General features: G+C 72.3%; 12 protein-coding genes and 1 riboswitch. Of the genes, 6 read left to right on the top strand and 6 right to left on the bottom strand.

The features are described 5' to 3' along the window. Positions 1–68: 68 nt before the first annotated feature. Complete coding sequence (locus tag PV364_RS05740) at positions 69–482, bottom strand: cobalamin B12-binding domain-containing protein (protein WP_319658568.1); 414 nt, start codon at positions 480–482, stop codon at positions 69–71. A 242-nt stretch (positions 483–724) separates the two neighbouring features. Here PV364_RS05740 and PV364_RS05735 point away from each other — a divergent pair, with 242 nt between their 5' ends. Next, on the top strand, positions 725–1,543 hold the full coding sequence (locus PV364_RS05735) for an esterase/lipase family protein (RefSeq protein WP_319658567.1): 819 nt from the start codon (positions 725–727) through the stop codon (positions 1,541–1,543). Positions 1,544–1,685: 142 nt separating this feature from the next. Then, positions 1,686–3,053 carry a M23 family metallopeptidase gene (locus PV364_RS05730; protein ID WP_319658566.1) on the top strand — a complete coding sequence of 456 codons (1,368 nt, stop codon included), beginning with the start codon at positions 1,686–1,688 and terminating at the stop codon, positions 3,051–3,053. 69 nt (positions 3,054–3,122) lie between these two features. Here PV364_RS05730 and pcrA read toward each other — a convergent pair whose 3' ends face one another. After that, a complete protein-coding gene (pcrA, locus tag PV364_RS05725) occupies positions 3,123–5,558 on the bottom strand; it encodes a DNA helicase PcrA (protein WP_319658565.1) in 2,436 nt (811 codons plus the stop codon). A gap of 251 nt (positions 5,559–5,809) precedes the next feature. Further along, positions 5,810–5,973: riboswitch (cyclic di-AMP (ydaO/yuaA leader) on the top strand. A 7-nt stretch (positions 5,974–5,980) separates the two neighbouring features. On the opposite strand from pcrA, the gene PV364_RS05720 reads away from it, so the two are divergent. Next, positions 5,981–7,114 carry an NlpC/P60 family protein gene (locus PV364_RS05720; protein WP_319658564.1) on the top strand — a complete coding sequence of 378 codons (1,134 nt, stop codon included), beginning with the start codon at positions 5,981–5,983 and terminating at the stop codon, positions 7,112–7,114. 25 nt (positions 7,115–7,139) lie between these two features. On the opposite strand, the gene PV364_RS05715 is transcribed toward PV364_RS05720, so the two are convergent. Beyond that, the gene (locus tag PV364_RS05715) at positions 7,140–7,493 is read right to left on the bottom strand and encodes a hypothetical protein (RefSeq protein ID WP_319658563.1); all 354 of its coding nucleotides are present in this window, start codon (positions 7,491–7,493) and stop codon (positions 7,140–7,142) included. A 340-nt stretch (positions 7,494–7,833) separates the two neighbouring features. On the opposite strand from PV364_RS05715, the gene PV364_RS05710 reads away from it, so the two are divergent. Continuing rightward, complete coding sequence (locus PV364_RS05710; protein WP_319658562.1) at positions 7,834–8,907, top strand: NlpC/P60 family protein; 1,074 nt, start codon at positions 7,834–7,836, stop codon at positions 8,905–8,907. A 44-nt stretch (positions 8,908–8,951) separates the two neighbouring features. Here the strand turns inward: PV364_RS05710 and PV364_RS05705 are convergent, their stop codons facing one another. Both PV364_RS05705 and PV364_RS05700 read right to left on the bottom strand, forming a co-directional pair. Then, positions 8,952–9,623 carry a response regulator transcription factor gene (locus PV364_RS05705; protein ID WP_319658561.1) on the bottom strand — a complete coding sequence of 224 codons (672 nt, stop codon included), beginning with the start codon at positions 9,621–9,623 and terminating at the stop codon, positions 8,952–8,954. Beyond that, complete coding sequence (locus PV364_RS05700; RefSeq protein WP_319658560.1) at positions 9,620–10,927, bottom strand: PspC domain-containing protein; 1,308 nt, start codon at positions 10,925–10,927, stop codon at positions 9,620–9,622. Before PV364_RS05700 ends, PV364_RS05705 begins: the two co-directional genes overlap by 4 nt. Before the next feature lie 109 nt (positions 10,928–11,036). On the opposite strand from PV364_RS05700, the gene PV364_RS05695 reads away from it, so the two are divergent. Both PV364_RS05695 and PV364_RS05690 read left to right on the top strand, forming a co-directional pair. Then, positions 11,037–12,305 (top strand): PspC domain-containing protein, encoded by a 1,269-nt coding sequence (locus tag PV364_RS05695; RefSeq protein WP_319658559.1) that lies wholly within the window; start codon positions 11,037–11,039, stop codon positions 12,303–12,305. Continuing rightward, positions 12,302–12,556 carry a hypothetical protein gene (locus PV364_RS05690; RefSeq protein WP_319658558.1) on the top strand — a complete coding sequence of 85 codons (255 nt, stop codon included), beginning with the start codon at positions 12,302–12,304 and terminating at the stop codon, positions 12,554–12,556. The genes PV364_RS05695 and PV364_RS05690 overlap by 4 nt, the downstream gene beginning before the upstream one ends. A 66-nt stretch (positions 12,557–12,622) precedes the next feature. Here PV364_RS05690 and PV364_RS05685 read toward each other — a convergent pair whose 3' ends face one another. Further along, complete coding sequence (locus PV364_RS05685) at positions 12,623–13,144, bottom strand: DoxX family protein (protein ID WP_319658557.1); 522 nt, start codon at positions 13,142–13,144, stop codon at positions 12,623–12,625. Positions 13,145–13,219 lie beyond the last annotated feature (75 nt).

The following is a 13,219-nucleotide window of genomic DNA, read 5'->3' as shown; positions in this document are numbered from 1 at the left end:
CCGCTGGATCCCACCTCTCGGGCGACTCCCGTGGCCCGGTCCGGGCCGGGCCGGGCCACGGGCCGCGATCAGGCGCCGGCGGGCTGCCGGATGTTCGCGTTGACCCAGTCCACGACCTCGGTCGTCGTCGCACCGGGGGTGAAGATCGCGGCGACGCCCAGTTCCCGCAGCGGGGCCATGTCGTCCTCGGGGATGATGCCGCCGCCGAAGACCTTGATGTCGCTCGCGTCGCGCTCCTTGAGCAGCTCCAGCACCTTGGCGAAGAGCGTCATGTGAGCGCCGGACAGGATGGACAGCCCGATCGCGTCGGCGTCCTCCTGGATCGCGGTGTCGACGATCTGTTCGGGCGTCTGGTGCAGGCCGGTGTAGATGACCTCCATACCGGCGTCGCGCAGCGCGCGGGCGATGACCTTGGCCCCGCGGTCGTGGCCGTCGAGCCCCGGCTTGGCCACCACGACCCGGATCGGACCGGACACTCCCATCACTGCCTCCAACACGATTACTGCGCTCAGCGGGCACTTCTGTGAACGAACGTTATCGCCAGCATCCCCCGACCGGACAGTTTCGCGAAGGCCCCGGAGGGGGAAATTACCTATTGGGACACGTTCACGTTAGAAACGCGTTCGGCCCGTGGTCGTCATCGGTTGAGCAGGCGACGCGGGCTTTCGCGTTCTCGGCGCACGGGGGACAGAGCCGTCTCCGTGTGCCGCACGGGAGGTAGGCCATGGGCGTCCTGTCTTTCGGTGTCGGAGACCGCCTGGTGCGTCAGGCGGCCTACGTACGAGCCGCGGCGATCGAGATCGCCATCCTGACCGGTCACGTTTTCCTGTACCCGACCGGCATCTTCCAGGAGCGCGGGCCGGAGCCCCCGGTCGGCGAGACGGAGGAACCGACCCGCATCCCCACCGCGGGCCGCAGTCACCCTCCGGTACTGCTGCTGCACGGCTTCGTGGACAACCGTTCGGTGTTCGCGATGCTGCGCCGGTCCCTGCGGCGGCACGGCTGGCCGCATGTACAGGCGGTCAACTACTCCCCCCTGACCTGCGACATCCGCACGGCCGCGGCGTTGCTCGGCCGTCACGTGGAGCAGATCTGCGAACAGACGGGGCACAGCCGGGTGGACATCGTGGGCCACAGCCTCGGCGGGCTCATCGCGCGTTACTACACGCAGCGACTGGGTGGGGACAGCCGGGTGCGCACCGTGATCACCCTCGGCACCCCGCACTCCGGCACTCGTGCCGCGCCCCTGCTGAACCCGCATCCCATCGTCCGGCAGATGCGGCCCAACTCCGACCTGATAGAGGAACTGGCCGAACCCGCGCCCGGCTGCCGTACCCGTTTCGTGGCGTTCTGGAGCGACTGGGACGAGATGATGAGTCCGGTCGAGGCGGCCCGCCTGGACCACCCTGACCTCATCGCCCGCAATGTGCACGTCGCGGGCGTCGGGCATCTGACGATGCCGGTGCACGCGGCCATCGCGGCCGGCATCCGGCAGGCACTGCTCGGGGAGGAACGGGCGTCCGGCGCCGTCGACGCCGCCTGACGGACCTGTGCCCCATAAGCATCGAAACGCCATCGAACACAAGGCATCGTCCTTGCCGGAATCCCGCCGAAGATTGTCGCCGTCGGCCGCAGGGGGATACAGTCGCCGCTAATTCTCCTGCTGCCGAGGCGAAAGAGAAGCGGTGAACGACCGTCACCCGTCGGGGTATGCCCCCGAGTACAACGCCTACGGGCACGAGGGCTATTCCAGCGCCTCGTACCCGTCCGCAGGCGCTGTCCAGACGGATGACGACCCGCTGTTCGGCACGTGCCAGGGTTACCCCGCGTACGACACCGGCACCCAGGCCACCGGCTCGTGGGACACCACCGCGACCGGCTACTGGCAGCCCCCGGACCCCACCGCCGGTTACGGCGACCCCGCCGCGGCGGCCACGGGCACCTGGTACGCACAGCCCGCGGCCGAGACGTACGACTACCCGGCATACGAGCACGCCCCGGTGTACGAGTACCAGGAGCCGGAGCCGGCGCTCCCGCACGAGCCGCTCACCCACGAAACCCTCCCGCACGAGGCCCAGGCGTACGTGCCCCACGCCCGCGAGCCGGAGGCCGGTCCCCACGGGACCGGCATCGAGGACTGGGCCGACGGCGAGGACGCCTACGCGTTCGACGGGCACGACGCCGCGGGCCACGACCTCCACGGCGATGACCTCCACGGCGATGGCCCGCACGGCGCCGAGCCGGAGGAGTACGACTCCGCGCACGACGCCGACGACGCCGGGTACGACGCGGACCCGGACGGCGCACCCGTCCTCCCGCGCCCCCGCGCCGGCAGCCGCCGGCGCCGCCCGGCCCGCCGCTCGGCGCTGCTGACCGTCGCCGTTCCCTCCGTCGCCGTCATGGGCGTCGCGGCCTGCGCCGCCGCCGTGACCGTCACCACAGAAGAGGGCGACACCAGCACGACGCAGGCGGACGGCATCGTCGGTGCCAAGACCCCCACCACCAAGCTCGACCAGCAGCTGGCCGGGGTGAACCGGGACGTCGACGACTTCGCCTCCCGTGCCAGCCGCACCCAGGAGCGGCTGGACATCAAGGAGCGCCAGGCCGCGGAGCGGAAGAAGAAGGCGCAGGAGGCGGCCCGCAAGGAGGCGCTGCGCCCCAAGTTCCTGCTCCCGGTGACCGAGCACGGTCTGAGCGCGTACTTCGGCCAGGCGGGCGTCAACTGGATGTCGGTCCACACGGGCATCGACTTCCCGGTCAGTTACGGCACCCCCGTGATGGCCGCGACCGACGGCACCGTCCGCACGCAGTGGAACAGCGCCTACGGCAACATGGCGATAGTGACCGCGCCGGACGGCACGGAGACCTGGTACTGCCATCTGAGCAGCACCAAGATCCGCTGGGGCAGCGTCAAGGCCGGTGAGGTCATCGCCTATTCCGGCAATTCCGGCAACTCCACCGGACCGCACCTGCACTTCGAGGTGCGCCCCGCGGGCGGCTCGGCGATCGACCCGCTGCCGTGGCTGCTCAAGCACGGCCTCGACCCGCGCTGAGCCCCCTCCCGCAAGACCTCGGACGCCGTGCGGCTCCCTCGCCGGAAGCCGCACCGGCATCCCGGCCCGCTAGAGCTTCTCCACCGGGGCGTAGCGCAGCAGCAGCACCTTCGGCCGCTCGTCGCCGAAGTCGATGGTGGCCTTGGCCTTCTCACCGCTGCCGTCGACCGAGACGACCGTGCCCAGCCCGAACGTGTCGTGGTTGACCCGGTCCCCCACCGTCAGCGCGATGACCGGCCGGTCCTGGGTGCGCCGGGTGGCGAAGCCGGACGGGCCGCCCTTGGACGAGGACCGCGACAGCATCGAGGCCGCCGCTGACACCGAGGCGGATGGTGCCGGGGAGGACCCCGTGCGCCGCCACTCGATGAGCGATTCCGGGATCTCCTCCAGGAAGCGCGAGGGCGGGTTGTACGACGGCTGGCCCCACGCGCTGCGCATGCTCGCCCGCGTCACGTACAGCCGCTGCCGCGCCCGCGTGATGCCGACGTAGGCGAGCCGGCGCTCCTCCTCCAGCTCCTTGGTCTGGCCGAGCGCGCGCATGTGCGGGAAGACCCCGTCCTCCATGCCGGTCAGGAAGACCACCGGGAACTCCAGGCCCTTGGCGGTGTGGAGGGTCATCAGCGTTATGACGCCGCCCCCCTCCTCGTCGTCCGGGATCTGGTCGGAGTCCGCGACGAGAGCGACGCGCTCCAGGAACTCGGCGAGCGTGCCGGGTTCCTCCTCGGTGCGCTCCTGCTCGAACTCCAGGGCCACCGCCGCGAGTTCCTGGAGGTTCTCGACGCGGGTCTCGTCCTGCGGGTCGGTGGATGCCTGGAGCTCGGCCAGGTAGCCCGTGCGCTCCAGCACCGCCTCCAGGACGGTGGCGGGGCCGGCGCCGGAGTCGACGACCGTGCGCAGCTCCTCCAGCAGCTCGTTGAAGCGCTTGACGGCGTTGACCGAGCGGGCGGCCATGCCGAAGGCCTCGTCGACCCGGCGCAGCGCCGCGGGGAAGGAGATCCGCTCGCGCGAGGCCAGGGCGTCGATCATCGCCTCGGCGCGCTCGCCGATGCCGCGCTTGGGGACGTTGAGGATGCGGCGCAGCGGGACGGTGTCCTCGGGGTTGGCGAGCACGCGCAGATAGGCCAGGACGTCCCGGACCTCCTTGCGCTCGTAGAAGCGGACTCCGCCGACGACCTTGTAGGGCAGGCCGACGCGGATGAAGACCTCTTCGAAGACACGGGACTGCGCGTTGGTGCGGTAGAAGACCGCGACCTCGCCGGGCCGCGCGTCGCCCGCGTCGGTGAGCCGGTCGATCTCGTCGGCGATGAACTGCGCCTCGTCGTGCTCCTGGTCGGCGACGTAGCCGGTGATGACCGGGCCCTGGCCGGCCTCCGTCCACAGGTTCTTGGGGCGGCGGGATGCGTTGCGCTCGATGACCGCGTTGGCGGCGGTCAGGATGTTCTGGGTGGAGCGGTAGTTCTGCTCCAGCAGGATCGTGCGCGCCTGGGGGTAGTCCTCCTCGAACTGGAGGATGTTGCGGATGGTGGCGCCGCGGAAGGCGTAGATGCTCTGGTCGGCGTCCCCGACCACGCACAGCTCGGCCGGCCCCTCGCCGCCCTCCTCCGCCTCCCCGGTCCCGACCAGTTCGCGCACCAGGGTGTACTGGGCGTGGTTGGTGTCCTGGTACTCGTCGACCAGGACGTGGCGGAAGCGGCGCCGGTAGTGCTCGGCGACGTCCGGGAAGACCTGGAGCAGGTTGACCGTGGTCATGATGATGTCGTCGAAGTCGAGCGCGTTGGCCTCGCGCAGCCGCGACTGGTACATCGCGTAGGCCTCGGCGAGCTTCTTCTCGAAGGGGTTCTCCGCCTGGTCGGCGAAGGTCTCCTCGTCGATGAGCTCGTTCTTGAGGTTGGAGACCTTGGCACTGAAGGACTTCGGCGGGAACTGCTTGGGGTCCAGGTCCAGGTCGCGGCAGACCAGCGCCATCAGGCGCTTGGAGTCGGCCGCGTCGTAGATGGAGAAGCTGGAGGTGAAGCCGAGCTTCTTGGACTCCCGGCGCAGGATGCGGACGCAGGCGCTGTGGAAGGTGGAGACCCACATCACATTGGCGCGCGGACCGACGAGTTGCTCGACGCGCTCCTTCATCTCGCCGGCGGCCTTGTTGGTGAAGGTGATCGCCAGGATCTGGCCGGGGTGCACCTTGCGGGCGCCCAGCAGGTGGGCGATGCGGTGGGTGAGCACCCGGGTCTTGCCGGAGCCTGCGCCCGCGACGATGAGCAGCGGGGAGCCGGTGTGCTCGACGGCTGCGCGCTGCTGCTCGTTGAGTCCCTCCAGCAGTGCGGCGGGGTCGACGGCGGGGCGCGGCGCGCCGTCCCGGTAGTACGCGTCCCGGTCCGCGGGCGCGTCGAAGCGCCCCTCGAAGAGGTCGTGCGGAACCGCCTCGGCCTCCTCCTCGGGGGGCGGCGGCGGGTGCTCCTCCCTCGGTTCGAAGCCGGCCAGGAAGCTGTCGTCAAAGAGGCTGCTCATCGCCTCCCGAGTCTAGGCGGTGGGACCGACACCGGTGCGCCGCTTCCGGGAGCCCGCGGACGCGGGAGGGGTGGTGGCGCCTGCCGGAGGGGCCGCCGCATTACCACCGGAGGGGCGGGCAACGGCCCGGATGCGTAAAGGTCACGAAATGATTGCGGACAATTCGAACACCAGCCTTCCCAGGAGCCACCCCAGTTGACTAGCGTGCCCCCTCAGGCGGTCCGCACCGAACGGCGGCGACCGAGCCGTCACGGCCGCCTCCGCTGAGTCCGGCGACCGCCGGAGCCGGGGACCCACCACTTTGGGGTGAATCGGTCCGTACGGGCGCACCGCGCGTGTGCCCGGACGACCGTAGGGCGGCCTTCCGAAGCCCGAACCCGACAGCTAACCCGGTAGGCGGTCCACGGAAGGAGCCGTCCGACTTGGCGACGCACCGCAAGCCGCGCCCCCGCATGCTCACCGTCCCCGGCCCGCGCACGGCCGTGGGGCTCACGACCGCCGCTCTGGCGACCGTCACCCTCCTCGGTGAGAGCGCCAGCGCGGCACCCGCCTCCCCCGACAAGCCCTCCATCACCGAGGTCAAGGCCAAGGTGGACGCCCTGTACCACCAGGCCGAGGCGGCCACGGAGCGCTACAACGGCGCCAAGGAGCAGACCGACAGGCAGCGGACGCAGGCCGACCGGCTGCTCGACCAGGTGGCCCGCAAGACGCAGACCCTCAACGACGCCCGCCGCACGATCGGCGAGTACGCCTCCGCCCAGTACCGCGGCGGCGGCCTGGACGGCACGACGACCTTCCTGCTCACCTCGGACCCGCAGCAGTTCCTGGACCAGGCGCACCTGATGGACCGCCTGTCCGAGCGCCAGGAGCACGCGATGGAGGCCTTCCGCACGCAGCAGGAGGCGACCACGCAGAAGCGCACGGAGGCCGTCCAGAGCCTGCAGAAGCTCACCGAGGCGCAGACGCGGCTGGCCACGGAGAAGAGGGCGGTCAAGGAGAAGCTGGCCGCCGCGCAGCGACTGCTCAACACGCTGACCGCCCAGGAGAAGGCGCGGCTGGCCGCCCTGGAGAAGAAGCGCGAGCAGGAGGCCGCCGACAAGGCCCGTGCCATCGCCGCCAAGGAGGAGGCGGCGCGGAAGGCGGCCGGGGGCACCTCGGTCGCGGGGGGCGGTTCGACCACGACCTCGACGGCGTCGGGCAGCTACGCCGCCAAGGCCGAGAAGGCGATCGACTTCGCCCGCGCCCAGATCGGCAAGCCCTACGTGTACGGGGCCACCGGCCCCAACTCCTTCGACTGCTCCGGCCTGACCCAGGGCGCCTGGGCCGCCGCGGGCGTCTCCATCCCCCGCACCACCTACGACCAGGTCGACTTCGGCACCCGCGTCACCGCGGACCAGCTGCAACCCGGCGACCTTGTCTTCTTCTACTCGGACGTGACCCACGTCGGCCTCTACATCGGCGGCGGGCAGATGATCCACGCGCCCCACACGGGCACCGTGGTGAAGATCGCCCCGATCACCGAGATGCCGATCTACGGCTACGCCCGGATGGCCTGAGTCCCCCGCCTCCCCGCTGAGGGACTCAGGTCCAGAGCACCGCGATGAAGATGTTGGCGGTGGTCAGCGCACCCACGGTGCCGAAGGCCGCCGCCGACACCTTCTCGTCGTCGCGCTTGACGTAGACCAGGCCGAGGACGACCACCAGGAAGGCCAGCTTCACGCCGATCTTGAGTGTGTTCACCGGCTGGTCGTCGGCCTGGTCGAGGCCGACCAGCAGCGCCCCGGTGACCAGCATGGTGAGCGCCCCGTGCAGCATGCCCGGCACGAAGCGCGCCTCGCCGCGGCCCACCGCCTTCATCTGGGTGAGGAAGCCGCCGAGCAGGGCGGCGATGCCGATGATGTGCAGGCCGACGACGAGGTTGATGAGTACGTCCACGGCTCAGGACCCTAGCCACGCCCGTATCAGCACTCGGCACCGAGGTGGGCCTCTTCCGGTACATCGGTCACGGCCGGACCGCGAGTGACCAGGTCACCCGTCGAACAGCGGTCATCGGGGATCAGGTAGCGGCCGAATCGGACCAGTCCCGCACACTCCACCGCCCTCCGGCGACGCACAGGTTTAGCGTCCTGCCCCAGGTGGCCGATCCCCACTGCCGGCGGGACTCGTCGTCGGCATCGGCCACCCCCGCCGAAGGTCCGGCGGCGGCGCGGCTCCCCGTCCGTCCGCCGCCGGACCGCGGGCAGCAAGTCCGGCAGCTCGGAAGGAGTGACGGCGCGTGGCGTCGCACAGAAAGCCCAAGGAGCGCACCCTCACCGGCTCCACCGCGCGCACGGCCGCCACCCTCGCCATCGCGGGAGCGGCCTCGGTGACGATGTTCGGTGAGACCGGGCACGCCGAACCCCGGCTGACCACCTCCGAGGCCAAGGCCCGCGTCGACCGGCTCTACCAGGAGGCCGAGGAGGCCACCGAGCGGTACAACGGGGCGAAGGAGAAGGCCGGCACGGTCCAGCACCGGATCGACGACCTGCAGGACGAACTCGCCCGCAGGACCGAGCGCCTCAACCGCACCCGCGACGGACTCGGGTCGATCGCCACCGCCCAGTACCGCAGCGGCGGTGTGGATCCCGCGATGCAGCTCGCCCTGGCCTCCTCGCCCGACCAGTACCTCGAACGGGCCGGGCTGCTGGACCGCATGAGCAGCCGTCAGAACGCCGCGCTGCACGCTCTCGGCTCCCAGCGGCGCGAGATCGAGCAGTTGCGCACGGAGGCCGGGACCGAGCTCGGCGAGCTGCGCCGGTCCCGCGCCGAACTGGCCCGCCACAAGCGCACGGTGCAGGAGCGCCTGGCCGCCGCGCAGCGCCTGCTGGACGGGCTCACGGCGGGCCAGCGCGCCGCCGTCCTGGCGGACGGCGGCCAGGGCGCGACCCGCTCCGGGTACCGGGCCGGCCGCGCGGTCGCCGCGGGCTCACGGTCGGCGCTGGCGCCCGCGGTGGCCCCCAACGCCCGCGCCGCGCGCGCCGTCTCCTTCGCGTACGACTCCCTCGGCCTGCCCTATGTCTGGGGCGCCACCGGCCCGTCGTCGTACGACTGCTCGGGCTTCACGCAGGCCGCCTGGCGGTCCGCCGGGGTGGAGCTGCCGCGCACGACGTACACCCAGATCAACGCCGGCAACCGGATCTCCCGCTCCGAACTGGAGCCCGGCGACCTGGTCTTCTTCTACTCGGGGATCAGCCACGTCGGGCTGTACATCGGCAACGGCATGATGATCCACGCCCCGCGCACCGGCGACGTGGTGAAGATCGCCCCCGTCGACCAGATGCCCTTCGCGGGAGCCACCCGGCCCGCGTGAGCCCTCGTCCGATCCCCGCCCGATCCCCGCGTGGTCCCCGCCGCTCAGACCAGCCGGCGCGCGGTGGCCCAGCGGGTGAGCTCGTGCCGGTTGGAGAGCTGGAGCTTGCGCAGCACCGCCGAGACGTGCGACTCGACCGTCTTGACGGAGATGTAGAGCTGCTTGGCCACTTCCTTGTAGGCGTAGCCGCGGGCGATCAGCCGCAGCACCTCGCGCTCGCGCTGGGTGAGCCGGTCCAGGTCCTCGTCGACCGGCGGGGCGTCGGTGGAGGCGAAGGCGTCCAGGACGAAGCCGGCCAGCCGGGGCGAGAAGACCGCGTCGCCGTCGGCCACCCGGAAGACCGAGTTGACCAGGTCGGGCCCGGTGATGGTCTTGGTGACATAGCCGCGGGCACCGCCGCGGATCACGCCGATGACGTCCTCGGCGGCGTCGGAGACCGACAGCGCCAGGAAGCGCACGGGGTGTTCGGGGTCCGCGCTCAGTCCCGCGCAGCGCTTGAGCACCTCGACCCCGCCGCCGCCCGGCAGGTGGACGTCGAGCAGCACCACGTCGGGCCGGGTCGCGGTGATGACCGCGACCGCCTGGTCGACGTCGGCGGCCTCGCCGACCACGTCCACGCCGGTCCGCTCGGTCTCGCCGATCTCGGCCTGGACCCCGGTGCGGAACATCCGGTGGTCGTCGACGAGGACGACCCTCACGCGCCGATCGTCGCTCATGACGGCCTCCCTGCTCCCGAGTCCTGCTGCCGCTCCATCTCCAGCTCCACTTCCGTCCCCCCGCCCGGCGCGGGGCGCAGCCGCGCCTCGCCGCCGTTGCGCCTCATCCTGCCGATGATGGACTCCCGTACGCCCATCCTGTCCGACGGTACGTCGTCCAGGTCGAAGCCGGGGCCGCGGTCGCGCACGGACACGAAGACCCTGTCCCCCTCGACCTCCGCGTACACCTGCACCGGCTCGTCGCCACCGTACTTGGCGGCGTTGACCATGGCCTCGCGGGCCGCCTGCATCTGCGCGACGAGCCGCTCGTCCAGCGGGCAGTCGCCGACGCACACCACCTCGACCTGGACGCCGTGCGCGTCCTCCACCTCCGCCGCGGCGCGGCGTACCGCGTCGGCCACGGTGGTCGGCTCGTCCTCCCGGCCGTTGCCCTCGGGACGGTAGAGCCAGGCGCGCAGCTCGCGTTCCTGCGCGCGGGCCAGCCGGGCCACCTCGCGCGGGTCGTCGGCGTGCCGCTGGATCAGGGTCAGGGTGTGCAGCACCGAGTCGTGGACGTGCGCGGCCACCTCGGCCCGCTCCTGGGCCCGGATGCGCGCGAGGCGCTCCGCCGACAGGTCCTGCGTCATGCGTACGAGGTAGGGGCCGGCGATGAGCGCGACACCGACGAGCACGGCGAGCGCGGCCTGCAGGATGGTGCCGAGGTGGCTGACCGAGCCCTGCACGACGAGGAAGCCGGTCACCCCGACGCCGACCAGGATCACCCCGGCCGCGCCGCGCGCGACGGGCAGCAGCCGCTTGCCGCGGCTGAGTTCGGCCCAGCGGGCACGGCGGGCGTTGTCCGCCTGCCGCCACACCAGCGCGACGCCGAGGCCGATCAGCAGCAGCGGCCAGACATAGGCGTTGGCGGCGCCGAGGTCGAGGTTGTCCAGCAGGATGCCCAGGCCCGCCGCGAGCGCGAGCAGCGCGACGATCTGGCCCCGGTCGGGCCGGCGCCCGGCGAGCCACGAGCGGGCGTCGCGCGGCTCCTTGGCCTCCACGACCCCGCCGACGCCGAGCGGCACGACGAACCAGAAGACCGCGTACAGCAGGATGCCCAGCCCCTGGATGGTGGCCAGCATGACGAAGACCACGCGCACCCACGCCACCGGCAGCCCGAGGTGCCCGGCCAGACCGCGGGCCACGCCGCCGATCATGCGGCCCTCGGAGCTGCGGTACAGCTTGCGGACCCGCGGCTCGGCCGGGTCCGGCGGGGCGAAGTACGACGCCCCGGTGGACGGGGGTGTCTGCGGGCCGGCGGGTGACATGCCCCGATCGTCACACGTTTCGCGGACGGTGGGTATCAGGGTTGGCCCCCATGCGCGGTCAGGGTCGTTCCGGATACCGGCGGGGCCCGCGGGCCGCCACCATGGAGCCATGACGGAGCAGTACACGCACGGCACGCCCGAGGCGGTCCCGCAGCGGCGCAGGCTCACCCGCAGCCGCGGGCGGAAGGTGATCGCGGGCGTCTGCGAGGGGGCGGGACGCTACTTCGACATCGACCCGGTGGTCTTCCGGATCGTGCTCGGCGTGCTCGCGCTCACCGGCGGCCTCGGGCTGGTGGCCTACGGCCTGGGCTGGCTGCTGATCCCGGCGGAGGGCGCCGGCGGGAACGGCGAACCGGCCGAGAGCGAGGCGCACCGGCTGCTGTCCGGCCGCGTGGAGGGCGCCGCCCTGACCGCCGTGCTGATGGCCCTGGTGGGCTGCGGGCTGTTCCTGTCGCTGCTCGGCAGCGGAGGCAACCTGGCGTTCTCCCTGGGGCTGGTGGCGGCGTTCGCCGGCGCCGTGTACTGGTCGCAGCACCGGCAGCGGACGGCCCAGGCCCCGGTGCCGGGCACCGCTCCGCCGCCGCCCACCCAGCCGCCGCCCGCCCCGGCCACACCGGCGTGGTGGAAGGACGGCCCGGTCGAGGACGCGGCGCCCGCCGCGGGCGGCGGGGGCTACCTGTGGGGGCCGGACGACGGGCCCGCCGACGACGAGCGCGACCGCCACGAGTGGCGGCGGCGCCGGCAGGCGGTCCGCCGCGAGGGGGCCTGGCTGGGGGTGCCGGTGTTCTTCCTGGCCGTGGCGGCGGCCACCGCCTGCGTCGCCGCGGCCTGGAACTCCCAGCCGCTCGGCACCGCCCTGCAGATCGGTTTCGCCGCCGCGCTGGCCGTCTTCGGCCTGGGCTTCGCGGTGAGCGGGTGGTGGGGGCGACTCGGTGGCGGCACGGTCTTCGCGGTCGTGCTCACCGCGGCCCTGCTGGTCGGCTCGTCGGTGCTGCCGAAGTCCGTCGGCCACGAGTGGCAGCACCGCACCTGGACGCCCGCCACGGTCGCCTCCGTACAGGGCTCCTACGAACTGGGCACCGGTCAGGCGACGTTGGACCTGTCCGGCCTCGAACCCGGAGGGCGCACCGTCGCGACCCGCGCCCAAGTCGGCGCGGGACAGATCGTGGTCAAGGTCCCGGCGGACGTCACCTTGGAACTGCACGTGAGTGTGGGCCTCGGCGACGTGCAACTGCCGGGCGACGGGGAGGAGGACGTCGACGTGCAGCCCGGGGTGGACAAGACGGTCAGGCTGGAGCCGGCGGACGGGAAGAAGTCCACCGGGACGCTGAAACTGGAGGTCGAGATGGGTGTCGGTCAGGTACAGGTGACCCGGTGAACCGGCACCGCTTCCGTCCCTCGGCCCTGTTCACCGCGCTGGTACTGCTGGCCCTGGCCACGGTGTTCCTGCTGGACGCCGCCGGCACGCTCGTCCTGCCGCCACGGGTCGCCGTCCCCGTCACCTCCGCCGGCCTCGGGCTGGCGGCGCTCGGTGCGTTCATCGCCCGTTCGGCCCGTGCGCGCCGCGGCGGTCCGCCCCCGGAGCTCCCGGGCCGCCGGGTCAGCCACCACCACCGCGTCCGCCGGTAGACGGGCGCAGGGGCCGGCGAGGGGCGGCGCGCCCCTCGCCGGCCCCTGCGCACCGGCCCGTACGGGTCAGCCGTAGAGCCGGCGCCCGCCGCGTCCCCTGCGGCGGGCGATGGCCGCGTCCACCGACAACTGCGGTGCCCCGGCGAGTACCAGGGGGAGCCACGCCATCAGGTAGATCAGGTCGTTGCCGTAGTAGTAGGGCTGGGTGGCCCAGCTGACCGTGAGCCACAGGCTCAGCGAGATGAGGGCGCCGCCGAGGGCGGCGATGCGGCTCAGCAGTCCGATCAGGATGCCGATGCCCGCCGCGATCTCGCCGAAGGCGATGGCGTAGCCGAAGCCGTGCGGGCTCTTCAGGGCCAGGTCGATCATCGCGGGGACGGCGGCGCTGCCGCGCACCCCGTTGAGGGTGCCGACCAGGGAGCCCGGCGCGGAGTCGGTGAAGAAGGTGTCCGACAGCAGTTTGTCGAAGCCGGCGTAGACGAAGGTCACGCCGAGGAAGATGCGCAGGGGCAGCAGCGCGTAGCGCCGGGCGGTGTCCCGCCACGGTCCCTGTGAGGGATCCGTCCCCGAGTCTCGTGTTCCGCCCATGCCCGCTGTACCCGTCACACTCATGACGTCCGCCCTCTCACATCCACGCCCGGTCCGCTGCCCCCTCCCGGACGG

Origin of the sequence: Streptomyces sp. MI02-7b, from assembly GCF_033793585.1 — a bacterium.
In the GTDB taxonomy this organism is placed as follows: domain Bacteria; phylum Actinomycetota; class Actinomycetes; order Streptomycetales; family Streptomycetaceae; genus Actinacidiphila.
This window is presented reverse-complemented; position numbering and strand designations above follow the sequence as displayed.

Bases quoted from the DNA above. Each gene is read 5' to 3' on its own strand.
- PV364_RS05740 (WP_319658568.1), bottom strand. From the start codon at position 482: ATGGGAGTGTCCGGTCCGATCCGGGTCGTGGTGGCCAAGCCGGGGCTC.
- PV364_RS05735 (WP_319658567.1), top strand. From the start codon at position 725: ATGGGCGTCCTGTCTTTCGGTGTCGGAGACCGCCTGGTGCGTCAGGCG.
- pcrA (WP_319658565.1), bottom strand. From the start codon at position 5,558: ATGAGCAGCCTCTTTGACGACAGCTTCCTGGCCGGCTTCGAACCGAGG.
- PV364_RS05705 (WP_319658561.1), bottom strand. From the start codon at position 9,623: ATGAGCGACGATCGGCGCGTGAGGGTCGTCCTCGTCGACGACCACCGG.
- PV364_RS05700 (WP_319658560.1), bottom strand. From the start codon at position 10,927: ATGTCACCCGCCGGCCCGCAGACACCCCCGTCCACCGGGGCGTCGTAC.
- PV364_RS05695 (WP_319658559.1), top strand. From the start codon at position 11,037: ATGACGGAGCAGTACACGCACGGCACGCCCGAGGCGGTCCCGCAGCGG.
- PV364_RS05685 (WP_319658557.1), bottom strand. From the start codon at position 13,144: ATGGGCGGAACACGAGACTCGGGGACGGATCCCTCACAGGGACCGTGG.